21 protein-coding genes are annotated in these 25,477 nt (G+C 74.8%); 7 read left to right on the top strand and 14 right to left on the bottom strand.

The window, feature by feature from the left end; all coding sequences use genetic code 11:
- Positions 1–6: 6 nt before the first annotated feature.
- Genes QNH85_RS07815 through QNH85_RS07805 form a run of 3 tightly spaced genes read right to left on the bottom strand, consistent with a single transcriptional unit; the run spans position 7 to position 2,895 of the window.
- Positions 7–1,383: a hemolysin family protein gene (locus QNH85_RS07815; RefSeq protein WP_282945626.1), complete on the bottom strand. Its 1,377-nt coding sequence runs from the start codon at positions 1,381–1,383 to the stop codon at positions 7–9.
- Positions 1,380–1,832, bottom strand: coding sequence for an rRNA maturation RNase YbeY (ybeY, locus tag QNH85_RS07810; RefSeq protein WP_213283625.1), 453 nt, complete (start codon positions 1,830–1,832; stop codon positions 1,380–1,382). Before ybeY ends, QNH85_RS07815 begins: the two co-directional genes overlap by 4 nt.
- Before the next feature lie 52 nt (positions 1,833–1,884).
- Positions 1,885–2,895 carry a PhoH family protein gene (locus QNH85_RS07805; RefSeq protein ID WP_282945625.1) on the bottom strand — a complete coding sequence of 337 codons (1,011 nt, stop codon included), beginning with the start codon at positions 2,893–2,895 and terminating at the stop codon, positions 1,885–1,887.
- A gap of 225 nt (positions 2,896–3,120) precedes the next feature.
- On the opposite strand from QNH85_RS07805, the gene ppdK reads away from it, so the two are divergent.
- Positions 3,121–5,832 carry a pyruvate, phosphate dikinase gene (gene ppdK, locus QNH85_RS07800; protein WP_282945624.1) on the top strand — a complete coding sequence of 904 codons (2,712 nt, stop codon included), beginning with the start codon at positions 3,121–3,123 and terminating at the stop codon, positions 5,830–5,832.
- A 62-nt stretch (positions 5,833–5,894) separates the two neighbouring features.
- Here ppdK and arfA read toward each other — a convergent pair whose 3' ends face one another.
- The 9 genes from arfA to QNH85_RS07755 form a co-directional block, all read right to left on the bottom strand.
- The gene (gene arfA, locus QNH85_RS07795; protein ID WP_282945623.1) at positions 5,895–7,406 is read right to left on the bottom strand and encodes an arabinosylfuranosidase ArfA; all 1,512 of its coding nucleotides are present in this window, start codon (positions 7,404–7,406) and stop codon (positions 5,895–5,897) included.
- A gap of 30 nt (positions 7,407–7,436) precedes the next feature.
- Positions 7,437–8,384 carry a carbohydrate ABC transporter permease gene (locus QNH85_RS07790; protein WP_282945622.1) on the bottom strand — a complete coding sequence of 316 codons (948 nt, stop codon included), beginning with the start codon at positions 8,382–8,384 and terminating at the stop codon, positions 7,437–7,439.
- Positions 8,381–9,325 carry a carbohydrate ABC transporter permease gene (locus QNH85_RS07785; RefSeq protein ID WP_282945621.1) on the bottom strand — a complete coding sequence of 315 codons (945 nt, stop codon included), beginning with the start codon at positions 9,323–9,325 and terminating at the stop codon, positions 8,381–8,383. Before QNH85_RS07785 ends, QNH85_RS07790 begins: the two co-directional genes overlap by 4 nt.
- Before the next feature lie 60 nt (positions 9,326–9,385).
- A complete protein-coding gene (locus tag QNH85_RS07780) occupies positions 9,386–10,645 on the bottom strand; it encodes an ABC transporter substrate-binding protein (RefSeq protein WP_282945620.1) in 1,260 nt (419 codons plus the stop codon).
- A gap of 33 nt (positions 10,646–10,678) precedes the next feature.
- Complete coding sequence (locus QNH85_RS07775) at positions 10,679–12,661, bottom strand: glycoside hydrolase family 127 protein (protein ID WP_282945619.1); 1,983 nt, start codon at positions 12,659–12,661, stop codon at positions 10,679–10,681.
- Positions 12,662–12,922: 261 nt separating this feature from the next.
- On the bottom strand, positions 12,923–13,966 hold the full coding sequence (locus QNH85_RS07770; RefSeq protein WP_282945618.1) for a LacI family DNA-binding transcriptional regulator: 1,044 nt from the start codon (positions 13,964–13,966) through the stop codon (positions 12,923–12,925).
- Complete coding sequence (locus tag QNH85_RS07765; RefSeq protein ID WP_282945617.1) at positions 13,963–14,967, bottom strand: LacI family DNA-binding transcriptional regulator; 1,005 nt, start codon at positions 14,965–14,967, stop codon at positions 13,963–13,965. The genes QNH85_RS07770 and QNH85_RS07765 overlap by 4 nt, the downstream gene beginning before the upstream one ends.
- A gap of 73 nt (positions 14,968–15,040) precedes the next feature.
- Positions 15,041–16,327 carry a S1C family serine protease gene (locus QNH85_RS07760; RefSeq protein WP_282945616.1) on the bottom strand — a complete coding sequence of 429 codons (1,287 nt, stop codon included), beginning with the start codon at positions 16,325–16,327 and terminating at the stop codon, positions 15,041–15,043.
- 237 nt (positions 16,328–16,564) lie between these two features.
- Positions 16,565–17,791 carry an amidohydrolase gene (locus QNH85_RS07755; RefSeq protein ID WP_282945615.1) on the bottom strand — a complete coding sequence of 409 codons (1,227 nt, stop codon included), beginning with the start codon at positions 17,789–17,791 and terminating at the stop codon, positions 16,565–16,567.
- A 102-nt stretch (positions 17,792–17,893) separates the two neighbouring features.
- Here QNH85_RS07755 and QNH85_RS07750 point away from each other — a divergent pair, with 102 nt between their 5' ends.
- Both QNH85_RS07750 and QNH85_RS07745 read left to right on the top strand, forming a co-directional pair.
- On the top strand, positions 17,894–18,895 hold the full coding sequence (locus QNH85_RS07750; RefSeq protein ID WP_282945614.1) for a ketopantoate reductase family protein: 1,002 nt from the start codon (positions 17,894–17,896) through the stop codon (positions 18,893–18,895).
- A gap of 70 nt (positions 18,896–18,965) precedes the next feature.
- Positions 18,966–19,361: an RNA-binding S4 domain-containing protein gene (locus tag QNH85_RS07745; protein ID WP_213281232.1), complete on the top strand. Its 396-nt coding sequence runs from the start codon at positions 18,966–18,968 to the stop codon at positions 19,359–19,361.
- A 62-nt stretch (positions 19,362–19,423) separates the two neighbouring features.
- Here QNH85_RS07745 and QNH85_RS07740 read toward each other — a convergent pair whose 3' ends face one another.
- Positions 19,424–20,314, bottom strand: coding sequence for a DUF72 domain-containing protein (locus QNH85_RS07740; RefSeq protein WP_282945613.1), 891 nt, complete (start codon positions 20,312–20,314; stop codon positions 19,424–19,426).
- Between the two features lie 186 nt (positions 20,315–20,500).
- Between QNH85_RS07740 and QNH85_RS07735 the strand changes: the two genes are divergently transcribed.
- Positions 20,501–21,850 (top strand): MFS transporter, encoded by a 1,350-nt coding sequence (locus tag QNH85_RS07735; RefSeq protein ID WP_282945612.1) that lies wholly within the window; start codon positions 20,501–20,503, stop codon positions 21,848–21,850.
- Positions 21,847–22,821 carry an alpha/beta hydrolase gene (locus QNH85_RS07730; RefSeq protein WP_282945611.1) on the top strand — a complete coding sequence of 325 codons (975 nt, stop codon included), beginning with the start codon at positions 21,847–21,849 and terminating at the stop codon, positions 22,819–22,821. Before QNH85_RS07735 ends, QNH85_RS07730 begins: the two co-directional genes overlap by 4 nt.
- A 9-nt stretch (positions 22,822–22,830) precedes the next feature.
- On the opposite strand, the gene QNH85_RS07725 is transcribed toward QNH85_RS07730, so the two are convergent.
- Positions 22,831–23,439, bottom strand: a complete 609-nt coding sequence (locus QNH85_RS07725) for a TetR/AcrR family transcriptional regulator (RefSeq protein ID WP_282945610.1) — start codon at positions 23,437–23,439, stop codon at positions 22,831–22,833.
- 97 nt (positions 23,440–23,536) lie between these two features.
- Here QNH85_RS07725 and QNH85_RS07720 point away from each other — a divergent pair, with 97 nt between their 5' ends.
- Positions 23,537–24,370 (top strand): alpha/beta fold hydrolase, encoded by an 834-nt coding sequence (locus QNH85_RS07720; RefSeq protein WP_282945609.1) that lies wholly within the window; start codon positions 23,537–23,539, stop codon positions 24,368–24,370.
- 62 nt (positions 24,371–24,432) lie between these two features.
- Positions 24,433–25,380: a DNA-3-methyladenine glycosylase family protein gene (locus QNH85_RS07715; RefSeq protein ID WP_282945608.1), complete on the top strand. Its 948-nt coding sequence runs from the start codon at positions 24,433–24,435 to the stop codon at positions 25,378–25,380.
- Positions 25,381–25,477 lie beyond the last annotated feature (97 nt).

Below are 25,477 nucleotides of genomic sequence, written 5' to 3'. Positions count from 1 at the left end.
TTCCTGTCACTGGTCTGCGGGGCGGTTCGACGACGCGGGCGACCGGTCGGCGACCGGCTCGGTGTCGCGGGTGTCGCGGGGGTCACGACTGTCGCGGGTGTCACGAGTGTCCCGCACCGCGCGCGTCTCGCGGGTGTCGGTGTCGGGCTCGCGCTCGGGCGCGCGGCTCACGAGCACGCGGGCGACCCGCTTGCGGCGGCCCTCCGTGCCCTGGGCGACCAGCCGCAGCCCGTGGATCTCGCCGGCGGACCCGGGGATCGGGACCTTGCCGAGCGCCTTGGCGAGCAGCCCGCCCGCGGTGTCGACGTCGTCGTCGTCCACCTCGACCCCGAAGAGCTCGCCGAGCTCGTCGCGGCCGAGCCGCGCGGGCACCAGGTACGTCCCGCCGCCCAGGTCCTCGACCTGCGGGGCGGACGGGTCGTGCTCGTCGGTCAGCTCGCCGACGATCTCCTCGAGGGCGTCCTCGATGGTGACCAGGCCCGCGATGCCGCCGTACTCGTCGACCACCATGGCGATGTGCGAGGCGCCGGCCTGCAGCTCGCGGAGCAGCTCGTCGACCGGCTTGGACTCCGGGACGAACACGGCCGGGCGCACGAGCGACCCCGCGGGGGCGTCGCCGGCGGCCGGGTCGTCCTGCATCCGGCGCACGAGGTCCTTGAGGTAGAGCACGCCGCGCAGGTCGTCGACCTGCTCCCCCACGACGGGCACCCGCGAGTACCCCGACCGCAGCAGGAGCGAGAGGACCTTGCTCAGCGGCGTGCTCTCGACGGTGGTCACCATGTCGGTGCGCGGGACCATCACCTCACGGGTCAGCGTGTCGCCGAGGCCGAGCACGGAGCGCACCATCGCGCGCTCGTCGAGGTCGATCGCCGGGGAGTCGCCGGCGCGCTCCACCATCTCGCGCAGCTCGTCCTCGTCCAGGTCCGTCCCGGTGGAGGGCGCCATCCGGACCAGCGGCCCGGCGACGGCCCGCACCCCCGTGAGCAGCCGCGACGTCGCGGTCAGCACCTGGCGGGGGTACCGGTGGCCGATCGACCGGGGGCTGAGCCGGGCGAGCACCACGGTGAGGAAGGCGCAGGCCAGCACGGCGATGACCAGCTCGACGGACCAGCTCAGGGACGAGGCCGCGACCGCGAGGGTCAGGCAGACGGCGGCGAGCATCTCGCAGAGCAGCCGCACCACCGCGGCGGCACCGGCGACGGCCGCGCGCTGGTCGGTCAGCGCCCGCACCCGCTCGGCGGCGGGGTGCCGGGCGGAGAGCAGGTCGGCGACCGTGTTGCGCGGGATGCGCATGACGGCGGCCTCGCCCGCGGACAGCACCGCCGCGACGAGCACGGCCAGGACCGTCAGGGCCGCGAGCAGCCCGAGGGGGACGTCGTTCATCGCCCGGCGAGGAAGGTCAGCAGCAGCTGGCGCTGCAGGCCGAACATCTCCTTCTCCTCCTCCGGCTCCGCGTGGTCGTAGCCCAGCAGGTGCAGGATCCCGTGCGTGGTGAGGAGCAGCAGCTCCTCGGCGGTCGAGTGGCCGGCGGTGCGGGCCTGCTCGACGGCGACCTCCGGGCACAGCACGACGTCGCCCAGCAGCCCGGCGGGCGTGGGCTCGTCGGCGCGGCCGGGGCGCAGCTCGTCCATCGGGAAGGAGAGCACGTCGGTCGGGCCGGGCTCGTCCATCCACTTGATGTGCAGGTCCGTCATCACGTCCGTGTCGACGAACAGGATCGACAGGTCCGTCTGCGGGTGCACGTGCATCTGGTCGAGGACGAAGCGCGCGAGGGCCGCGAACTCCGCCTCGTCGACCTCGTGGCCGGACTCGTTGTTGACCTCGATGCTCACGCGGCGACCTCCGTGGCGGGCTCGGCGGGTCGGACGTGGTCGTGCGGTGCGTTCACCTGTTGTGGTCCCAGCGTGCGTAGGCGTCGATGATGTCGCTCACCAGGCGGTGGCGGACGACGTCGGAGGAGGCGAGGCGGCAGAACGCGACGTCGTCGACGTCCGCCAGGATGGACTCCACCACCCGGAGCCCGGACGTGGTGCCGGACGGCAGGTCGACCTGCGTGACGTCGCCGGTGACCACGACCTTCGAGCCGAAGCCCAGCCGGGTGAGGAACATCTTCATCTGCTCGGCCGAGGTGTTCTGCGCCTCGTCGAGGATGATGAACGAGTCGTTCAGCGTGCGGCCGCGCATGTAGGCCAGCGGCGCCACCTCGATGGTCCCGGCCTCCATCAGCCGCGGGATCGAGTCGGGGTCGACCATGTCGTGCAACGCGTCGTACAGCGGGCGCAGGTACGGGTCGATCTTCTCGCTGAGCGTGCCGGGCAGGAAGCCGAGCCGCTCCCCCGCCTCGACCGCGGGGCGGGTCAGCACGATCCGGTTCACCTGCCGCGCCTGGAGCGCCTGCACGGCCTTCGCCATCGCGAGGTAGGTCTTGCCCGTGCCCGCGGGGCCGATGCCGAACGTGATCGTGTTGCGGTCGATCGCGTCGACGTACTCCTTCTGCCCGGACGTCTTGGGCCGGATGGTGCGCCCGCGGCTGGACAGGATGTTGAACGTCAGGACGTCGGCGGGACGCGTGGTGGTCCCGGCTGTGAGCATCGCGACGGAGCGCGTGACGACGTCCGGGGTGAGCGGGGTGCCGCCGGCGGCCATCTCGACGAGCTCGTCGACCAGCCGGGCCACGAGCGCGACGTCCCCGGCGGGGCCGGCCAGCGTGATCTCGTTCCCGCGCACGTGCACGTCCACCGTGCGGAACCCGGTCTCGATGGCGCGCAGCACCTGGTCGTTGAGGCCCAGGAGCTCGACCATCGACACGGTGGACGGGATCGTGATCCGGTGCTCGACCCGCGCGGCGGTGCCGGGGAGCTGACGATCGTGGCGATCGGGCGATGTCTCGGCCATGTGCTCGGCGTACGCCGTGCGCTCCTTCGAAGAGGCGGGGTGGTGGTCCCATCCTACCGACCCCTGCCGACACACCGCCTGCCCGTTCCGGCCCGTGCCCGGCCGGTCCCGCGCGACGGCCGACCGCACGGCGGGGGCCGTTCGTCCCTGGCCCTCGGACGACCCCCGGGAGGACAATCGTGGGGTGGGAGCAACGGCGCTCCCCGGTCGTACCCGGAGGTGCATGTGGCCAGCTACGTCCAGGACTTCTCCGAGGGGGGCATGGACCAGAAGGACCTCCTCGGCGGGAAGGGCGCGAACCTCGCCGAGATGACGCGGCTGGGGCTGCCGGTGCCGCCGGGGTTCACGATCACGACCGAGGCCTGCCGCGCGTTCATGCGCACCGGGCACCTCCCGCCGGAGCTGCGCGTGGAGGTGACGACCGCGCTGCGGCACCTCGAGGACACGGTGGGCCGCCGGCTCGGGGACTTCCACGACCCCCTGCTGGTGTCCGTCCGCAGCGGCGCCAAGTTCTCGATGCCCGGGATGATGGAGACCGTCCTGAACGTCGGCCTCAACGACGCGTCGGTGGTCGGGCTGGCGGAGTTCTCGGGCGACGAGCGGTTCGCGTGGGACTCCTACCGGCGGCTGATCCAGATGTTCGGCAAGACGGTGCTCGACATCGACGGGGACCGGTTCGCCGACACGCTCGACGAGGCGAAGGCGGCGAAGGGCGTCGAGCACGACGTCGACCTGGACGCCGGCGACCTGCGGCGGCTGGTGGACGCGTTCAAGCGGATCGTGCGCACGGAGTCCGGCAGGGAGTTCCCGCAGCACCCGCGCGAGCAGCTCGACCTGGCGATCGTCGCGGTGCTGCGGTCCTGGGACACCGACCGGGCGCGGCTGTACCGGCGCCGCGAGCGCATCCCGGACGACCTGGGCACCGCCGTGAACGTGGTGTCGATGGTGTTCGGCAACCTCGGCCCGACCTCCGGGACCGGCGTCGCCTTCACGCGCGACCCCGCGACCGGGCGCACGGGCGACTACGGCGACTACCTGGTGAACGCGCAGGGCGAGGACGTGGTCGCGGGCATCCGGAACACGCTCAGCCTCGCGGAGATGGAGCAGGTGGACCCCGCGGCGTACGCGGACCTGCGCCGGGCCATGCGCCGGCTCGAGACCCACTACCGGGACCTGTGCGACGTCGAGTTCACGGTCGAGCGCGGCAAGCTCTGGATGCTGCAGACCCGCGTCGGCAAGCGGACCCCCGCGGCCGCGTTCCGGATCGCGACCCACCTGGTCGACGAGCACCTCATCACGCAGGACGAGGCCCTGGCGCGGGTCAGCGGGTCACAGCTGTCGATGCTGATGTTCCCGCAGTTCGACCGCGCGGCCGAGCGCACCCTGCTGACCCGCGGCATGGCGGCCTCCCCCGGTGCGGCGGTGGGCCGGGCGGTGTTCGACCAGGCGACGGCGCAGGCGTGGGCGGCGGACGGCCAGGACGTGGTGCTGGTCCGGCGCGAGACGAACCCGGACGACCTCGGCGGGATGATCGCCGCCGTCGGGGTGCTGACCGCGCGCGGCGGGAAGACCTCGCACGCCGCGGTCGTGGCCCGCGGCATGGGCCGCACCTGCGTGGTCGGCGCCGACGAGCTCGACATCGACCCGACGGCGCGGTCGATGAAGGTCGGGGGCCACCAGGTGGCCGAGGGCGACGTCATCGCCATCGACGGGTCCACCGGCGAGGTGTTCCTCGGCGCGGTGCCGGTCGTCCCGTCGCCGGTCTCCACCTACCTGGAGCAGGGGCTCGACGCCGCGCTCGGGCAGGCGGGCGACGACGAGCAGACCGCCGACCTCGTGCGGTCCGTGGACCGGCTGCTGGTGCACGCCGACGAGACGCGGCGCCTGCGGGTGCACGCGAACGCCGACACCGCGCAGGACGCGCGCCGGGCGCGGTCGCTGGGCGCGCAGGGCATCGGGCTGTGCCGCACGGAGCACATGTTCCTCGGCGAGCGCCGGGTGCTCGTCGAACGGGTGGTGCTGGCCGACGACGACACCGAGCGGCAGGCGGCGCTCGACGCGCTGCTGCCCCTGCAGCGGGCGGACTTCGGCGCGCTGCTGGCCGAGATGGACGGGCTGCCGACCACGATCCGGCTCATCGACCCGCCGCTGCACGAGTTCCTGCCCGACCTCACCGACCTGTCGGTGCAGGTCGCCCTCGCGGAGGAGCGCGACGGCGCCGACCCGCGGGACGTGCGGCTGCTCGCGGCGGTGCGGCGGATGCACGAGGCGAACCCGATGCTCGGCCTGCGGGGCGTGCGGCTCGGCCTCGTCGTCCCGGGGCTGTTCGCGCTGCAGATCCGCGCGGTCTGCGAGGCGGTCGCCGACCGGATCGAGGCCGGCGGGGACCCGCACGCGGAGATCATGGTGCCACTGGTCGGCTCCGTGATGGAGCTGCACCTGGTCCGCGACGAGGCGCTCGGGATCATGGCGGAGGTCGGCGCGGCCCGGGGCGTGCGGCTGGACCTGCCCGTCGGCGCGATGATCGAGCTGCCGCGCGCGGCGCTCACCGCCGACCGGATCGCCGAGGTGGCGCAGTTCTTCTCCTTCGGCACCAACGACCTCACGCAGACCACGTGGGGGTTCTCGCGCGACGACGTGGAGGGGGCGTTCTTCCCGGAGTACCTCTCGAACGGGGTGCTGACCATCTCCCCGTTCGAGACCATCGATGCCAAGGGTGTCGGACGGCTCGTCCGCATCGCGGTGGAGGAGGGCCGGGCGTCACGTCCGGACCTCGTCGTCGGGGTGTGCGGCGAGCACGGCGGTGACCCGGAGTCGATCCGGTTCTTCGACGCGGTCGGGCTGGACTACGTGTCCTGCTCGCCGTTCCGGGTGCCGGTCGCGCGGCTCGAGGCCGGCAGAGCCGCGATCCAGGGTCCCGACGCCGACGCCCGCTGAGGGGGCGCGCGCGGCGCCGCCGCCCACGGTGGGACACCGGGGCGGCGGCACGCGGGCGTCCGTCAGGCGCGGGTGAGGGACACCGTGCTGAAGCTGATCGCCGGGAGGGACATCGTCAGGACGCCCCCGGTGAGGTCCACGTCGTCGCGCGGGCGCGGGGCGACGCGGTCCGGGTCGTCGGCGCTGTTGCGGGCGAACGGGTCCTCGTCGTGCAGCGTGGTGGCCGCCGCGACGCGGACGTCGCCGAGCCGGCTCAGGTCGACGTTCAGCTCGACGGCCTGCTCCGGGTTCCGGTTGACCACGAGCAGCGCGCCGGTGCCGGACTCCTCGTCCCAGGTCGCGACGGCGTCCACCGACGGGACGTCGCCGTGCTGGGCGGTCGGGAACGTCGGCGACTGCGGGGCGACCCGCAGCACGACGCCCTGCGCCAGCGACGACGCCTGGGCGAACGGGTGGAAGATCGTCTGCTTCCAGACGCGGCCGCCGGGCTCGGTCATGATCGGCGCGATGACGTTGACCAGCTGCGCCTGCGACGCCGAGGTCACCCGGTCCGAGTGCCGCAGCAGCGTGATGAGCATGTTCCCGACCACCACGGCGTCCGCGGCGGTGTAGTGGTCCTCCAGCAGCGGCGGGGCGACCGGCCAGTCGTCGCCGGCCGGCGGGACCGACGCGGCCCGGGACTGGTACCAGACGTTCCACTCGTCGAACGAGAGGTTCAGCCGCTTCGTGGCCTTGAGCGCCGCGCGCACGCCGTCGGCGGTCGACACCACGTCGTCGATGAACGCGTCCATGTCGACGCACGAGCCGAGGAACGACGCGAAGTCGTCGCCCTTCACCTCGTAGTACCGGTGGATCGAGATGTAGTCGACCTGGTCGTAGGTCTCGGTGAGGACCTCCCGCTCCCACGAGCCGAACGTCGGCAGGTCCGGCGCGGACGAGCCGCACGCCACGAGCTCCAGCGTCGGGTCGACCTGGCGCATCGCGCGCGCGGTCTCGGCGGCCAGCCGGCCGTACTCGTGGGCGGTCTTGTGGCCCGTCTGCCACGGGCCGTCCATCTCGTTGCCCAGGCACCACATGCGGATGCCGTAGGGCTCCGGCGAGCCGTTCGCCGCGCGCTGCTTCGCCCACGCGGTCGGCGCGGTGCCGTTGCAGTAGTCGAGCAGGTCGACGGCCTCCAGCACCCCGCGGGTGCCGAGGTTGACGGCCATCATCGGCTCGACGCCGGCCTTGCGGGTCCAGCGCATGAACTCGTCGACGCCGACGGTGTTCGGCTCGAGGGAGTGCCAGGCCAGGTCCAGCCGGGCGGGGCGCTGGTCGACCGGGCCGACGCCGTCCTCCCAGCGGTAGCCGGACACGAAGTTGCCGCCGGGGTACCGGACGGTCGTGACACCGAGCTCGCGGACGAGCTCCAGGACGTCCTCGCGGAACCCGTCCGCGTCGGCCGTGGGGTGGCCGGGGTCGTGGATGCCGGTGTAGACGCAGCGGCCGAGGTGCTCGACGAACGAGCCGAAGGTGCGGCGGTGCACCGGGGAGACGACGAGCTCGGGGTCGACGGTGAGACGGGCGTGGGGCACGGGGGTCCTTCCTCGAAGGGTGGGGCGGGGCTACTTGACGGCGCCGGACAGCAGGCCGCTGACGTAGTACTTCTGGAGCAGCAGGAAGATCACGACGCACGGGACGACGGTGACCGTCACCCCAGCCTGCATCACACCCCAGTCGAGCTGGTTGTTCTGCCCGGACGCCAGCATCTGCAGGCTGACCGGCAGGGTGTACCTGTCCTGGTCCACCAGCAGGATGAGCGTCGCGAAGAACTCGTTCCACGCGGTGAAGAACGTGAGCAGCGCGGTCGAGATCACGCCCGGCAGGGCCACCGGCAGCAGCACGCGACGCATGGCTCCCAGGGTGCCGCACCCGTCGATCATCGCGGCCTCCTCCAGCGAGCCCGGCAGCGCCGCGAACGTGTTGCGCATGAGGAACAGCCCGAACGGCAGGCTGAACGTCGCGATGACGAGCACCAGCCCCGGCAGCGACCCCAGCAGCCCCAGGTCCCGGAGGATGAGGAACAGCGGCGTGATGATCGCCTGGAACGGCACCATGAACGCGACCAGCGCGAGGAAGAAGATGATCCCCGAGCCCCGGAACGGCAGCTTGGCGAACCCGTAGCCGGCGAGCGTCGCCACCACGGTCGTGAGCACCGTGACCGACACCGAGACGAGCACCGAGTTGCCGAGCGACCGCAGCAGGCTGATCCCCGACGAGCTGTCGGCGAGCGACCGGTAGTTCTCCAGCGACCACTCGTGCGGGAACATCGTCGGGGGCACGGCGACGGCCTCGGCGGGCGCCTTGAGGCTCTGCGTGACCATCACGTACAGCGGGTACAGGAACAGGACCGCCAGGCAGACGCACACGACCCACCACGCGAGGCGGGGCATGGACGCGCGGACCTCGGCGAGGCTGCGCGGGACGCGGCCGCGCCGGCGGGCGGGCGCCCGGGGCGGGTCGGGGGGGGCGAGGGCCGGGGCGGCCGGCAGGGGGCGGGGCAGGGCGCTCATGCGTTGTCCGTGTTCCTCAGCAGGAGCATCTGCAGGGCGCTCACGGCCGCCAGGACGACCATGAGCAGCACCGACATCGCGGCACCGGCGCCGAGCTCGAACTGGATGAAGGAGGTCCGGTAGGTCTGGAACACCGCGGTGATCGTCGAGTTCGACGGCCCCCCGGCGGTCATGATGAAGAACTGGTCGAAGGCCAGCAGCGACCCGGCGACGGAGAACACCAGCACGAGGGCCAGCGTCGGGCGCAGCAGGGGCAGCGTGATGTGCCGGAACGCCTGCCACCGTCCGGCGCCGTCGATGCGGGCGGCCTCGGTGACCTCCAGCGGGATGGACTGCAGCCCGGAGGACAGCAGCAGCATCTGCAGGCCGACGACCTTCCACGTCACCATCGCCAGCACGATCACCAGGGCGGAGGTCGACGTGGCGAAGTAGTTCTGCGAGGCGTCCAGGAGTCCGGCGCGCTCCCCGAGCGCGCTCGCCGGGCCGAGGTCCGGCTGGAACAGGTACATCCAGAGGTACGACGCGGCGGCCATGCCGATGACGACCGGGATGAACCAGATGGTCCGGAACGCCCGCGCCCCGCGGGACCCGCCGCGCACGAGCAGCGCCAGCACCAGCGCCACCACGAACAGCAGGGGCGTCGCGATCAGGGTGTAGCGCAGCGTGAAGCCGACGGCGGCGAGGAAGTCGGAGTCCGCGAGCGCGTCGGTGTAGTTCTCCAGGCCGACCCACGTGTGCTCGCCGAGCATGGGCCAGTCGTAGAACGACATCCGGACGGTCTGGGTCAGGGGCCACAGGAAGAACAGGCCGAGCATGACGACGGCGGGCGCCACCATCAGCAGGCCGAGGTACGTGCGCCGGCGGGCGAGCGTCGTGCGCCGGCGCCTCCTGCGCAGGGCGACGCCACCGGGAGCCGGTGGTGCCATCACGGGTGCGGTCATCGCGTCAGAACTCCGTCGTCCAGGGTGCCGGGCGGCACCGTGCGGTCGCGTGCGGTCGGGTCAGTCGTTCGCCTTGTCGAGGATCGCCTGGGCGTCCCGCTGGGCCGCGGCCTGGGCGTCCTCGACGCTGCCGGGGCCGAACACGGCGTCCTGGACCAGTCCGGCCCAGACGCCGTTGTTGTCGTTGAACAGCTCGTTCTCGACGGTCGAGTACGGCACGTGGCCGACCGCGAGCGCGTCCGCGAACACGCCGAACCGGGGGTCGCGCGGCACGTAGATCTCGTCCAGCAGGTCCATCCGGATCGGCAGGATCGCGTTGTCGGCGAGCACCTGCTGCGCGTCCCGGTCAGTCGCCCACCGCAGGAACTCCCAGGCGCCGTCCGGGTTGTCGGCACCGGTCATCACCGACAGGACGTCCCCGCCGGCGAACGACGCCGAGCCGCCGTCCCGGCCGGGGATCGGCGCGACGCCGAAGTCCACCGCCCCGTCGCCGACCAGCGTCGACATGAACGAGGTGCCGTCGAACCGCATGCCGACGGTGCCGCTCTGGAACGCCGTCGCGGCGTTCGGGCCGGCGTCGGTGCGCACCAGCTCGGGCATGGTCCCCGCCTCGTACAGGTCCCGGTAGAGCTGCAGCGCACCGCCGACCTCCTCGGAGTCGAGCTGCGCCTGCGTGCCGTCCGCGTCCAGGACGTCGCCTCCCGACGCCCACACGAGCGGGGTCAGCGAGAAGATGTTGCAGCCGCCGCACGCGCCGGAGAACACGAACCCGTCGGAGCCGTCGCCCAGGGCGGCGACCGCCTCGGCCGCCTGCTGCACCTCGGCCCAGGTGGTGGGGGGCCGCTCCGGGTCCAGCCCCGCCCGGGCGAACAGCGTCTTGTTGTAGAACATCACCGACACGTCGCCGGTGAACGGCACCCCGTACGTCCGGCCCTCGTACGTGACCTGGTCCAGGTGCGCCGGGCTGAGGTCGTCGGCGTACGGCAGGGCGTCGACCTCGTCGGTGATGTCCGCCAGCACGCCCGCGGAGGCGAAGTACGGCGCGAACACGAGGTCGAGGGACGCGATGTCCGGGCCCTGGTACGCCGCGACCGCGGTCCCGAGCTTCTGCACGAAGCTGGTCGCGGGGACGAGCGTGACCTCGACCTGCGTGTCGTGCGTGGCGTTGAACTCGTCCGCGAGCGTCCCCATGATGCTCTTCTGGTAGTCGCGCACCCAGAGCGTCACGGTGTCGTCGTCCCCGCCGCCGGAACCGGTCGCGCACGCCCCGGTCCCGATCAGCACCGCCGCGGCCACCGCCGCCGCCGTCAGTCTGCGCATCGTCGCGCCGTCCTCTCGTGTCGTGCTGCTGGGTCAGGCGACCGGGAGCCAGACGCGCATGGCGCCGGGCTCGCGGTTGCCCCACTGGGCGTACGGGATCGCCGTGAGCCGGACCGGCGACCCGGCTGCGGCCTCCGCGTCGCCCGGGGTCCCGTGCAGCGGGGTCCGGTACAGCGGGGTGCGGTCGAGCGAGGCGGCGCCGGCGTCCTGGGCCAGGCCCTGCGCCTCGATGCGCGGGAGCGGGCCGTCGCCGGGCACGACCGCCAGGGTCCCGCCGGCCTGGAGCCGGACGTCCTCGACGGACGGGCCGCCCAGGTGGTCGGCCTGCTCGACGCAGTACACGACCGGGCCCCGCACGATCGCGACGGAGCCGCGGACCGCGTCGACGCGCGGGTGGGCGGTCACCGTGGTGGCGGGCATGTCGAGGTCGAGCTCGACCTTCTGCGTGCCCGCGGGGAGCACCAGGTAGCCGTCCTCGGTCGGGAGCGTGCCGTCGCCGGCTCCGACCGGGTCGCCGTCCACGGTGGCGCCGGCGGCCCCGGCCCACCCGGGGACCCGCAGCGCGAGGCGGCCGGTGAGCTCGCCCTCGACCTCGACGAGCACGCGGCCGTCCGCCGGGTACGCGGTGTCGACGCGGACCGTGCCGGTGCCCAGGTGATCGGGGATCGCGATGTCCCCCGCGCTGTACAGGTGCACGCGCAGGGTGTCGTCCGTCGACGTCGCGACGTACGCGTGCAGGGACGCGACCAGCCGGGCGATGTTGGGCGGGCAGCAGGCGCACGAGTACCAGGGGGTGCGCCGCGACGGCGCGTTCTCCTCCTCGCGGTGGCCCTCGCGCAGGTGCAGCGGGTTGGAGTAGAAGAACGAGCAGCCGTCGGACGCGACCGACGCGGCGACCGCGTTGTACAGGGCCCGCTCGACGGCGTCCGCGTACCGGGCGCCGCCCTCGACGAGCAGCATCCGGTAGCTCCAGTGCACGTCCGCGATCGCGGCGCAGGTCTCGGCGTACGCGCGGTCCGGCGGGAGCTCGTAGGCGTCGCCGAACGACTCGTCGAAGTGCCGCGAGCCCATCGCGCCGGTCACGTACATCTTCTGGTGGTGCGCCGAGTCCCACTGCGCGTCCATCGCCGCCAGCAGGCGGTCGTCGCCCTGCTCCGTGTAGACGTCGGTGACCCCGGCGTTCAGGTAGAGCTGGCGCACGGCGTGGCCCGTGGCCTCGAGCGACTCCCGGACCGGCGCGTGGTCCTGGAAGTAGTGCGCGCCGAGGCGGTCGGGGCCCAGGAGCGCGAGGTCCTGGCCGCGCTCGTCGACCATGCGGCGGGCGGTCGCCAGGTACGGCTCGTGGCCGGTCTCGCGGTACAGCTCGACGAGGGCCGTCTCGACCTCCGGGTGGCCGCAGTAGCCGGCCTTCCCGTCCGGGCCGAACCGCTGCACGACCAGGTCCGCGCACCGCCGGGCCAGCGCGAGGTAGTCCGCGCGGCCGGCACCGCGGTGCAGGGCGACGGCGGCCTGGATCAGGTGGCCGGCGCAGTAGAGCTCGTGGGCCCAGCGCAGGTCGGCGAACCGCTCCGCCGGGCGGTCGACCTGGACGAACGAGTTCAGGTAGCCGTCGTCGTCCTGAGCCCGCTCCAGCAGGTCGAGCGTCTCGGCCAGGAAGGCGTCCCACCGCCGGGTGCCGGTGCGGCCGATCTCCCAGCCGATCGCCTCGAGCACCTTGTAGACGTCGGAGTCGGCGAACTGGTAGCCGGTGAACGGCCCGTCGGCCTCGCCGACGACGCGGCGCAGGTTCGCGAGCGCCCTGCTGTCCTCCAGCATCTCGACGCAGTGCGGGAGCGTGGCCTCGGCGTTGAGCCGCTGCCAGCGGCCCAGGTGACCCGAGGCGTCCAGGCGGACGTCGGAGGCGGGCAGGGGGCGCTGGACGAGGCGTCCGGTCGCGACGGGGGCGACGGGGCCGGGCTGCGCGGACCGGGACTGCGGCGACCGGGGCTGCTGCGCGGCGCGGGTGGGGTGCGACATGGGCTTCCTTGCCTGGTGTGCGTGCGGTGCGGCGCCACTCTGCAACGTGGCTTACATCGATGTCAACCCCGCTATGGCCGATCGGACACCGGACGCGGCACGCACGCGACGGTCAGCGCGACCCATCCCCGGCGGCGCACCGCTGTGGATCGGGGTGATCACGCGGACGCGAGCGGATCCGCGCCGTCAGGAGCGGCACGGCCGCGGGGCCACGGCGGCCCGCGCCGGCCACGCGCGGTATGACATCGATGCACGATCCGCTCAGACGACGGGCGTGCGCGCTCCCCCGCTGGACTCCCGCACGACGAGGTGGTGGTCCGCGACGACCACCTCCGGCGGGCCGGTGCGGCCCTCGATGCGCTGCACCAGCAGCTCGACCGCGGTGCGCGCGATCTGCTCCTGCCCGGGGTCGACGGACGTGAGCGGCGGGGTCGAGAACCGGGACTGCTCCGTGTTGTCGAACCCGACCACGGCGACGTCCTCCGGGACGCGCAGCCCACGGCTGGCCAGCACCCGCAGCACCCCGAACGCCATCGCGTCGTTGAAGCAGAACACCGCGTCGAACGGCACACCGGACGCGAGCAGCCGGACGGCCGCCGCGGCCCCGGAGGACCGCCGGTCCCAGTCCGGCGCCTGGAGCAGCAGCGCGGGGTCGACCGGGACTCCCGCGGCCGCTAGGGCGTCGCGGTACCCCGCCTCGCGCTCGTCGGCCGACCCGCCGTCCGGGGTGGTGCCGACCGCGGCGATGCGTCGCCTGCCGGAGGCCAGCAGGTGCGCGACCGCGGTGCGGGACGCCCCGCGGTCGTCCATGACCACCTGGTCCGCCGGCGGTGCCTCGAGGCGCGGGCCGAGCAGCACCAGGGGCCCCTCCACGCGCACGGCCTGCAGCTCCGCCACGCCGAGGGCCGCCGGGGACAGGATCGCGCCGTCGACCTGCTGCCGGCGCGCCCCGGACAGCACGGCGCGCTCCCGGTCGGCCAGGGCGTTCGTCGGCTCGATCACCACCGTCAGACCGCGGCGCTCCCCCTCCGCGATCACCCGTTCCGCGACGTCGCCGAAGTAGGGCTGGTAGAGGTGCGGCAGCGCGAACGCGATGACGCCCGTCCGGCCCGAGCGGAGCCGGCTGGCGAACGGGTTGACGCGGTAGCCCAGCTGCTCCACCGCCGCGAGCACCCGCCCGCGCGTCCCCTCGCTCACGTGCACGTGGTCGGCCAGGACGTTCGAGACCGTCTTGACCGAGACGCCCGCCGCCCGGGCCACGTCCGCCATCGTCACGGGGCGGGTGCCGTCCGTCCCGTCGCTCACGCCACCCCCACCCCCAGCGTCGACTCCCGCAGCCGCAGGTCCACGGCGGCGGCGCGGCGCTCGTCGTCGCGGGGCGGGCGGCCCTCGATGCGGTCGGCGAGCAGGGCGACCGCCGTGCCGGCGACCTCGCTGGTGCCCTGCGCGATCGAGGTCAGGGACGGCACCGCGTACCGGGCGTCCTCGGTGTCGCCCGACCCGATCAGGGCGACGTCCTCCGGCACCCGCAGCCCCCGGTCCAGCGCGGTACGCAGCGCACCCAGCGCCAGCGCGTCGTTGTGCGCCAGCACCGCGTCGAACGGCAGGCCGGCGTCGAGCAGCCGGGCGGCGGCGGCGGCGCCCTCGTGCCGGCCCCAGCGCGGGCCGACGTCGACCAGCAAGGCCTCGTCGACGGTCAGCCCCTCCGCCTCGGCCGCCCGGCGGAAGGCCTCCGTGCGGCGGGCTCCCGGCGACCCCGCGCGGGGGTCCGCGCCCAGCACGGCGATCCGCCGGTGGCCGGTCTCCACCAGGTGCGCCACGGCGGCGGCCACCGCCGGGTCCACGTCCACCGCCGCGGAGGCCCCGGGCGCCACCCGCTCGCCCAGCAGCACCGCGGGCAGCGCCGCGCCCGCCGCCTCGTCGGCACCCACACCCAGGGCGTACAGCAGCACGCCGTCGAGCCCGCCGCCCCGGCCGCGCAGCAGCGCGAGCTCCCGGTCCCGGTCACCGCCCGTCGGGTCGACCAGGACCGTGAGCCCGCGCCGCCCCGCGTGGTCGAGCACCGCGTGCGCGAGCTCGGCGTAGTACGGCTCGCGCAGGTCCGGGAGCCCGAGCCCGATCACGCCCGACCGCCCGGTCCGCAGGGTCCGGGCGGCGGGGTTCAGCTGGTAGCCGAGCTCCTCGATCGCCGCCAGCACGCGCGCCCGCTTGTCGGGGCTGATGTGCGGGTGGTCGTTGACCACGCGGGACACCGTCTTCGCGGACACGGCGGCCCGGCGCGCGACGTCCTGCATGGTGACGGCCATGGTGCGTCAGCGTAGGGCCTGGCGGGCGCGGGCCCCTGCCGTCGCCGGCCACCCGGGGCGCCGCGCCCGCTCGTCAGTCCGCGGGGCCGGCGACCAGCGTCACCGTCGCGGACCGCGTGCCGCCGTCCGCGGCGGTCCAGGTGAGCGTCACCCGGTCGCCGGGGGCGTACCCCGCGAGCGCCGCGCTCAGCGCGTCGCCGTCGGCCACCGGTGTGCCGTCGACGGCCGTGACCGTGTCGCCCGCCGCGAGGCCCGCCTGCGCGGCGGGGGTGCCCTCGATGACGCCGGCGATCGTCGCACCCGCCGCGGCGCCGGCCCCGGGGGTCGTGGCGGCGGTCGCGATCTGCACCCCGAGGAACGCCGGGTACCCGAGCGTGATCGCGTCGGTGTCCTGGCCCGCGACGATCTGCGTCACCACGTCCAGCACGTCCCCGATCGGGATCGCGTACCCGGTGATGTCCGCCGAGCCGGACGACGCCGCCGTCGTGATGCCGATGACCTCGCCCTCGTCGTCCAGGAGGGGTCCGCCGGAGTCGCCGGGCACCACGTCGGCGTCCACCTCGACGAGCCCGGTCAGCGACTCGCCCGCCGACGCGCCCTCGGACTGCGTGGTGATCGACTCCTCGAGCCCCGTGATCGAGCCGTCGGCCGCGATCAGGATGCCGCCGCCCTCGGCGTTGCCGACCGCCGTCACCGCGTCGCCGAGCGCCACCGCGTCGTCGTCGTCCAGGGGCGCCGTCGTCAGCCCCGCCGCGCCGTCGAGCTGCAGCACCGCGACGTCCGCGGCCGCGTCGGTGCCGACCACGGTGGCCGTGAAGGACTCCCCCGTGGCGCCGACCGTCACGGTGATCTGCGTCGCGCCCTGGACGACGTGGTTGTTCGTCACGACCAGGCCGTCCGACGTCAGCACGACGCCCGTGCCCGCGGCCTCCGCGGACTGGTAGCCGAGCACCGTGCTGATGAGGACGACGCCCGCCTGCTGCGCCGGGGTGGCGGTCGTGGTGTCCAGGGTCGCCGTGCCCGTCGCGGACGACCCGGTCCCGGGCAGGCCGGTGGACGGGGCCGCGCTCCCCGGGGCGGTCGAGCCGGGGGTCGTGGCGCCGGGGTCCGTCGTGCCGCGGCCGTCGCCGGACCCCGTGCGCGGCGCGACGGTCAGGCCGGTGCCGCCGGACGTGTCGTCCGGCCAGCCCAGGGCGACCGCGGACCCGCCGAGCACGAGGCCCGCGGCGACGGTGCCCGAGGCGACCAGCGCCACGGCGGTCCGGCGGCGTCGGACCCGGCGGGGCGGGCGGTACGGCTCCGCGGCGGGGGGCGTGGTGGCGGGGCTGTCGGCCGGCGAGGCCGGGTCGTGCTGGTCCATGGGGACACCTCCTGCGGGCGGGCGCCGCGGTGGCGCCGACAGCACTCAGTGCACGCCGCTCCCCGACCGTCCGCTGGGCCCCGCCTGAGAGCCACCGGTGAACCGGTGCCGCCCGTGCCACCCCCGCCCCGCCCGCCCGGCCGGCCGGCCGCGAGGTCGTCACATCCGCACGAGGTCGTCAGTCCGGCGGGACGACCCGTGGGACGCGACGACCTCGCGGGCTCGGGCGGTGCCGCGTCAGGCGGTGAAGCGCTCCGCGCGCTCGACCGTGCGGCCCGTCGAGGTCGCCGCGTCCCACGTGTAGACCGTGCGGCCCTCGATCAGCACGTGCTCGGCGCGCGCGTGCACGTCCAGCGGGTCGCCCGACCAGATGACGACGTCGCCGTCGCGCCCCGGCTCGAGCGCGCCGACCCGGTCCGCCAGCCCGAGGAACGACGCCGGGTTGACCGTGAGCGCCTCGAGCGCGGTCTCCCGCGGCAGCCCGTCCTTCACCGCGAGGGTCGCCTGGTGCACCAGGAAGTTGATCGGGACGACGGGGTGGTCGGTCGTGATCGCGACGCGCACGCCGGCCCGCGCGAGGGCCGCGAGGTTGGCGATCGCCCGGTCCCGCAGCTCGACCTTCGAGCGCGACGTGAACATCGGGCCGAAGATCACCGGGATGTCCCGCTCGGCGAGCACGTCGGCGACCTTGTGCCCCTCGGTCCCGTGGTTGATGACCAGCTTGTACCCGAACTCGTCGGCCAGCCGGATCGCCGTGGCGATGTCGTCGTGCCGGTGCGTGTGCTGGTCCCAGTAGAGCTCGCCGTCGAGCACCCGGGCGAGCGTCTCCAGCCCCAGGTCGGTCTTGAACGGCTCGCCCTTGGTCTCGGCGGCGGCGCGGGCGGCGCGGTAGTGCTGGGCCGCGGTGAACGCCTCGCGGATGATCAGCGCGGTGCCGAGCCGGGTCGACGGCGTCTGCTTCTTGCCGCCGTACACGCGCTTCGGGTTCTCGCCGAGCGCGGACTTCACGCTCACCGACGCGGAGATGACCTGCTCGTCGATCGTGCGGCCGCCCCAGCACTTCATCGCGACGCTCTGGCCGCCGATCGGGTTGCCGGAGCCGGGCTTCACGACCACCGACGTCACGCCGCCGGACAGCGCGTCACGGAAGCCCTCGTCGTCGATGTTGATCGCGTCGACCGCCCGCACGGCCGCCATGTTCGGGCCGGTCATCTCGTTCGTGTCGTTGCCCTCGACGCCCTCGCCCTCCTCGTGGATGCCCACGTGGCCGTGCGCCTCGACGAAGCCCGGCAGCACCCAGCGGCCGGTCGCGTCGATGACGGTGGCGCCGTCGGGGACGACGACGTCGGCGCCGACGGCCTCGATGCGGCCGTCGCGGATCAGGACGGTGCCGCCCTCCACGGGGGCGGAGGAGACAGGGACGACGTGGCCGCCGGTGATGGCGACGAGAGAGGGGGTGGTCATGGCCTCCACCGTACGACGGCGCCCGGGGTCGTCACCTCCGGCAACCACCTGCCGGCGAGCGCGCCGCGCCGGGGTGCGGCGGGATGTGGCACGGTGGCGTCCGTGCGATACGTGATCATCGGTGCCGGCGCGGTCGGCGGGACCATCGGCGGGCTGCTGGCGGAGGCGGGGCGGGAGGTCGTGCTAGTCGCGCGCGGCGCCCACCTGGAGGCGATGCGGTCCGAGGGCCTGCACCTGACCACCCCGGCGGGCGCCCGGGTGGTGCACGCACCCGTCGCGGCGGGCCCGGAGGACGTCGAGCTGCGACCGGACGACGTGCTCGTGCTCGCGGTCAAGGGGCAGGACACCGCGGCCACCACGGCGCAGTGGGCGGGCCGCCCGGTCGCCGGGGGCCGCACCGCGGGCGAGGACCTGCTGCTGGTGTGCGCCCAGAACGGCGTCGACAACGAGCGGACCGCGCTGCGGCGGTTCGAGCGGGTGGTCGGCATGTGCGTGTGGCTGCCCGCGACGTTCCTCGAGCCCGGCCGCGTGTCCGCCGGCGGCAGCCCGGTGACGGGCGTCCTCACGCTGGGGTCGTTCCCGGCGGGCGAGCCGGACCCGGACGTCGCCGTCGTGGGCGCCGACCTGGAGGCCGCCGGGTTCCGCGCGCCGGTCGTGCGGGACGTCATGGCGTGGAAGTACGCCAAGCTGCTGAGCAACCTCGGCAACGCCGTCGAGGCGCTGTGCGGGCCGGTGCGCGAGCCCGCCGCCCGCGAGCTCCTCCGGTCCACGGTCGCCGAGGCGCGCGACGTGCTCGCCGCCGCCGGGATCGAGCCGACCCCGGCCGAGGAGGAGTCCGAGGTGCGCGGCGACTTCACGCTGGTCGACCTGCCGGGCGTCACGCGCCGCGGCGGGTCCACCTGGCAGAGCCTCGTGCGCGGGGCCGGGTCGATCGAGGCCGCCTACCTCAACGGCGAGATCGTGCTGCTCGGCCGCCTGCACGGCGTCGCCACGCCGCTGAACGCCGCGCTGCTGCGGCTCGCGGAGCGCGCGGCCGCCGAGGGCGAGCAGCCCGGCGGGCACGACGCGGCGGAGATCCTCGGCGCCGCCCGCGCGGCGGCCTGAGCCCGTGACCGAGCCCGCGGCACCGGAGCCGCCCGCCGCGACGCCGGGCGCGACGCCGGCCGCACGGCCGCTGCCCGCGGGACCCGCGAGCACCCGCGTCGACCGGTGGGTGTGGGCGGTCCGGCTGACGAAGACCCGCGCCGCGGCGGCCGCCGCGTGCCGGGCCGGCCACATCCGCGTGAACGGCGACCGCGCCAAGCCCGCGACCAGCGTCAAGGTCGGGGACGAGGTCCGCGTGCGCGGTGACGGGCCGGAGCGGATCGTCGAGGTCGCGCGGATCATCGAGCGGCGGGTCGGGCCCGCGCCGGCCGCCGAGTGCCTGATCGACCGCACCCCTCCGCCCCCGCCGCGCGAGCACGTCGCGGTCGCGGCCCAGCGGGACCGCGGCGCGGGCCGGCCGACCAAGCGCGAGCGCCGGGAGATCGACCGCCTCCGCGGCCGCGCGCACCCGCCGAGCGGGCAGTAGACGCGGGCACCGGCGTCCGCGAGGCAGCATCTGCTGCCCGGTCGACGACCGGCTGGGGCGGGTCAGGGGGCCGGGACGGCCGGGCCGACGCCCAGGCGGCGGGCCAGGCCCATCGCGTCGACCGGGGCGCGGACCTTCACGTCGTTGTCGAAGTAGACGTACACGTCGCGGCCCGGGCTCGGGGCGGCGGGCGGTCCGAGCCGGCGGGCGTCCGCGGGCTCGCCGCCGGACGTCCAGGCGCGCACCCGGTCGGCCCACCGGTCGAGCGCCGGGTCGTCGTAGCCGGAGACGTACAGCTCGGAGTCGCCGTGCAGCCGGACGTAGACGACGTCGGAGGTGACGTCCTCCAGGTACGGCCACTTCCCGGCGGTGTCGGCCACGACCAGGCCGATGCCGTGCTCGCGGAGCAGCGCGGGGAAGTCCGGGGTCTCGAAGGTGGCGTGCCGGACCTCCAGCACGTGGTGCAGCGGCCGGTCCTCCTCGGTGGTCGTCCAGGCGCGGTCGTCGAGCCGCTCGTCGTGCCGGGTCGCCAGCGCCGCCGCGGCAGCCGTGGTCCGGGGCAGCAGGTCGAAGAACCGGGCGAGCCGGTCGCGGTCGTACCCGAGGTTCGGCGGCAGCTGCCACAGCACCGGCCCCAGCGTCGGCCCCAGCGCGAGCATCCCGGACGCGAAGAAGTTCGCCAGCGGGACCTCGACGTCCGCGAGCTTCTTCATGTGCGTGACGAACCGTCCGCCCTTGACCGAGAACACGAACCCGGGCGGGACCTCCGCGCGCCACGCCTGGTAGGACTCCGGGCGCTGCAGGGAGTAGAAGGAACCGTTGATCTCGATCGTGCCGAGGTGCCGGGACGCGTGCTCCAGCTCCCGCCGCTGCGCGAGTCCCTTCGGGTAGAACACCCCGCGCCACGGCGCGTACCGCCAGCCGGAGATGCCGATGCGCGCGGTCCCGGTCATGCCGGGAACCTAGGCACGCCCCGACGGCACGGCAACCGCACGCACGGCGTGTTCAGGCTCCCGACACGCGCCGGACGCCGGGTCGCGGTATGCCTGGTCCGTGCACGCCGACGCCGCCCCGCCGCCCGCCCCCGTGCCGTCGCGGCCGTCGCCCCCGCGGGCACGCCGTCCCGGCGCCGCTGGCCGGTGGTCGCCTGGGCGCTGTGGGACTGGGGCTCGGCGGCGTTCAACGCGGTCATCACGACGTTCGTGTTCACACGCTGGCTGACCAGCGACGCGTTCGTCGACCCCGCGGTCGTCGAGCAGGGCGGGGACGCCCTCGACGCGGCGCTCGCCGAGCACTCCACCTGGCTGGGGTGGGGGCTGACGGCGGCCGGCGTGCTGATCGCGGTGCTCGCCCCGCTGGCCGGCACGCGCGCCGACGGCTCCGGCCGCCGGCGGCGCGGGCTCGCCGTGCAGTCCGCCGTGACGGTGGCGCTGTGCGCGGCGATGTTCCTGGTGCGGCCCGACGCCGACGCCCTCACCGCGAACCTGCTCCTCGGGATCGCCCTGCTCGCGGCCGGGAACCTCACGTTCGAGCTGGCGTCCGTGCACTACAACGCCCTGCTCCCCCGCGTCGCGACGCCCGCGACGCTCGGCCGGGTCAGCGGGCTCGGGTGGGGCGCCGGGTACCTGGGCGGCATCGTGCTGCTGCTCGTGCTGTTCGTGGGGTTCATCGACCCGGCGGTCGGGTGGTTCGGCGTGACCGGCGAGGACGGGCTCAACATCCGGGTGGCGGTGCTGCTGTCGGCGCTGTGGTTCGGGGTGTTCGCGGTGCCGGTGCTGCTGGCCGTGCCGGACGCCCCGAGGGGCGCGGGGCGGGCCCCCGGGCGCCGGCCGGGGGTCGTCGAGGCGTACCGGACGATCGTCGCCGACGTGCGCGACCTGTGGCGGACGTCGCGCAGCACCGTCCTGTTCCTCCTGGCCAGCGCCGTGTACCGGGACGGGCTGGCGGGGGTGTTCACCTTCGGCGCGGTGATCGCCTCGGGCACGTTCGGGTTCACGGCGAGCGAGGTGGTGGTGTTCGCCATCGCCGCCAACGTCGTCGCGGGCATCTCGACCCTGCTGGCGGGGCTGCTCGACGACCGGGTCGGCCCGCGGGCGCTGATCGTCACCGCCCTGTCGGGCCTCGTGGTCGCGGGCGTCGCGACGTTCGTGCTCGCCGACGCGGGGCGGCCGGCCTTCTGGGTGTGCGGCCTGCTGCTGTGCGTGTTCGTCGGCCCGGCGCAGTCCGCCAGCCGGTCGCTGCTCACCCGGGTGGCGCCGCCCGGGCGGGAGAGCCAGATCTTCGGCCTGTACGCGACGACCGGCCGGGCGGCGAGCTTCCTGGCACCGCTCGCGTTCTCGACGTTCGTGGCCGTCTCGGGGTCGCAGCGGTGGGGCATCCTGGGTCTCGTGCTGGTCATCGCCATCGGGCTCGCCGCCCTGCTGCCGCTGCGGCTGCCGGCCGCCGCACGCCCGCTGCCCCCGGTGGCCCGTCCCGGGGCCGCCGGATGACGGTCTGGGAGCCCGACGCGCTCGGCCCGGGCTGGGAGCGCACGACGCTGGCGCTGTCGGCCACCGACCCGGACCTCGTCGCGACCGTCGTCCGCCGCGCGCCCGGCCCGGACCCCGCGCGCGAGCCCGGCGGCCCCGCTGTTCTGCACGTGCACGGGTTCAACGACTACTTCTTCCAGACCCACCTCGCCGAGGAGTGGGAGCGCCGCGGCCACACGTTCTACGCGGTGGACCTGCGGCGGTGCGGTCGGTCCTGGCGCGCGGGGCAGGTCGCCCACTACGTCGACGACCTCGCGGAGTACCGCGTCGACCTCGGCCTCGCCGCGCGCCTGGTCCGCGACGAGCTGGGCCACGACCGGCTCACCGTGCACGCCCACTCCACCGGAGGGCTCACCGCGGCCCTGTGGGCGAACAGCCCCGCCGGGCGGGACGCCGTCGACGCGCTGGTGCTGAACAGCCCCTGGTTCGACCTGAACGCCCGCTGGTTCCACCGCGTCGTGTCGACCTGGGTGCTGGACGGCCTCGGACCGGTCGACCGGATGCGGGTGCTCGCCGACGGCCCGTCCGCGTACTCCTGGCACCTGCACGTCGACCACGGCGGCCGCTGGGACTACGACCTCGCGATGAAGCCGTCCGAGGGCTTCCCCGTGCGCGCGGGCTGGCTGCGGGCGGTGCGCCGGGGGCAGGCGCGGCTCGCGCGGGGCCTGCGGATCGACGCGCCCGTGCTGGTGTGCACCGCCGCGGAGTCCGGGCCCAACTCCCGGGAGAACCCGCTCCTGGACGCGCAGGACACCGTGCTGGACGTCGCACAGATCTGGGCGCGCGCGCCGCGGCTGGGGGACGACGTGACCCTCGTGACCGTGCCGGGCGGCATCCACGACCTGGCCCTGTCGGCCGACGAGCCGCGGGCGGCCTACCTCGACGCGGTGTTCGACTGGCTCCAGGAGGTCACGGGCACCCGCGCCGCGTGAGGACCGCGGTCAGCCGGCCGGGACGCCGGCCGCGCCGATGAGCGTCTCCGCGGCGGCACGGGCCTGGGCGGCCGCGTCCGCCGAGCCGGAGATGGCCGCGGTGGTCTGCGCGCCCTCCGCGAGGATCGCGAGCTGCGCCGCCAGCACCGGGGGGCCGCCCGCCGCCGCCACGAGGTCCGCGACGAACGACTGGAAGCCCGCCTTGTGGTCCCGGGCGAGCGCCGCCACCTCGGGCGAGCACCCGCCGAGCTCCCCGAACGAGTTGATGAAGATGCAGCCGTTGAAGTCGCCCTGGTCGAACCACCCGGCCAGGTAGTCGTAGATCGCGAGCAGCCGGTCCCGGGGCGTGCCGGCGGCGGCGACCGCGGCGGTCAGCCCCTCCTCCCACATCGCGTGCCGGCGGCGCAGCACCTCGGCGACGATCGCGTCCTTGGACCCGAACAGCCGGTAGAGGCGCTTGAGGGGGACGCCGGCCTCCGTGCGCAGCTCGTCCATGCCGACGGACTGGATGCCGCGGCGGTAGTAGAGCCGGTCGGCGGCGTCGAGCACCCGCGCGCGCAGGGCGTCGTCGTCCGGGGTCACGGCCGCCGCACGACCCTCGGACTGCTGCTGCACCATGTCGGACCTCCCGGGGCTTGCGCGGAAAACGTTCGTTCTCTAGTGTAGGCGACATCGCGGAGAACGGTCGTTCTCCACCGGAGGAAGAAGGCGGACCATGTCGTACATCACCGTGGGCACCGAGAACAGCACCTCGATCGACCTGTACTACGAGGACCACGGCACGGGGCAGCCGGTCGTCCTCATCCACGGCTACCCGCTGGACGGGCACTCCTGGGAGAAGCAGTCCGCCGCGCTCCTCGACGCCGGCTACCGGGTCATCACCTACGACCGCCGCGGCTTCGGCCGGTCGAGCCAGCCGACCACCGGGTACGACTACGACACGTTCGCCGCGGACCTGCGGACGGTGCTCGAGACGCTGGACCTGCGCGACGCCGTGCTCGTGGGCTTCTCGATGGGTACCGGCGAGGTCGGCCGCTACCTCGGCACCTACGGGTCCGAGCGGGTCGCGAAGGCCGTGTTCCTCGCGTCGCTGGAGCCGTTCCTGCTGCACACCGACGACAACCCGACCGGCGTCCCGCAGGAGGTCTTCGACGGCATCCTCGCCGCCGTGACCGCCGACCGGTACGCGTACTTCACGAGCTTCTACGCCGACTTCTACAACACCGACGAGAACCTCGGCAGCCGGCTCTCCGAGGAGGCCCTGCGCCACTCCTGGGACCTCGCGTCGAACGCGTCGTGGTTCGCGTCCAGCGCCGTCGTGCCGACGTGGCTGACCGACTTCCGGGGCGACCTGCCGAAGATCGACGTCCCGACGCTGATCGTGCACGGCACCGCCGACCGCATCCTGCCGATCGACGCCACCGGCCGGCCGTTCCACGCGGCGCTCCCCCAGGCCGAGTACGCCGAGATCGAGGGCGCCCCGCACGGGATGCTCTGGACCCACGGCGCCGAGGTCAACGAGCTGCTGCTGGACTTCCTCAAGCGCTGACGCGGGTGCGACCCCGCCGCACGCCGGGTCGGCGTGTCGGCGGGGTGCGTCATGCTGGTGGGGTGCCCGACCTGCCCCCCGACGCAGCCGCCGGCGGCGTCGCGCCGGTGACCAGCACGTACCGTCCCGACGGGCCGCTGGACGTGCGGCTCACGCTCCTGATGATCCGGCGCGGGGGCGGCGACCCGACGCTGCGCGTGCTGCCGGACGGCACGGTGTGGCACGTCCTGCGGACGCCGGCGGGCCCGGCCACGCTGCTCCTGCGCCCCGCCGTGGGCGGCGTCGCGGCGACCGCCTGGGGCCCCGGCGCCGAGCGCGCGGTCGCGGGCGTGCCGGACCTGCTCGGCGCCCGCGACGACCCCCGCACGTTCGACCCCGCCGGCCACCTGGGGCTCGCCGCGGCGCACAGGCGGCTGCGGGGGCTGCGCGTGCCCCGGACCGGCGACGTGCTCGGCGCCCTCGTACCGGCCGTGCTGGAGCAGCGGGTCGTCACGGTCGACGCGCACCACGCCTGGCGCTGGCTGCTGCTGCGCCACGGCAGCACCCCGCCCGGGCCGGCCCCGGCCGGGATGCGGGTGCCGCCGGACGCCGTCGGGTGGCGCGAGGTCCCGGTGTGGGACTGGCGCCGCGCGGGCGTGGACGACCAGCGCGCCTCCACCGTGCTGCGCGCGGCGGCCGTCGCCCGGCGGCTGCAGGAGGCGGTGGCGCTGACCCCGGACGAGCTCCGCCGGCGCCTGCACACCGTGCCGGGCATCGGGGTGTGGACCGTCGCCGAGACGACGCGCCGGGTGCTCGGCGACGCGGACGCCGTGTCCGTCGGCGACCTGCACCTGCCGCGCCTGGTGGGGACCGCGATCGCGGGCCGGCGCGTCGAGCAGGAGGAGGTGCTGGAGGTGCTGGCGCCGTGGGCCCCGCACCGCGGGCGCGTCGTCCGGTTCCTGGAGCTCACCGACCGCAGCACGTCGCCCCGGACCCGCCACCGCCCCGCCCGGGCCGTGCGGTTCGCCTGAGACCGCCGACACCCGGGCCCGCATGGCGGCCGGAATACCGCGCGCCACCGGGCCGCTGCACAATGGGTCGCGTCCGCACCCAGCGCCACGAGGAGCC

The sequence above is a fragment of the Cellulomonas endometrii genome (genome assembly GCF_949769265.1).
Lineage (GTDB): Bacteria > Actinomycetota > Actinomycetes > Actinomycetales > Cellulomonadaceae > Cellulomonas > Cellulomonas endometrii.
The sequence above is the reverse complement of the archived record's forward strand: the minus strand, read 5'-3'. Positions and strand labels throughout refer to the sequence as shown.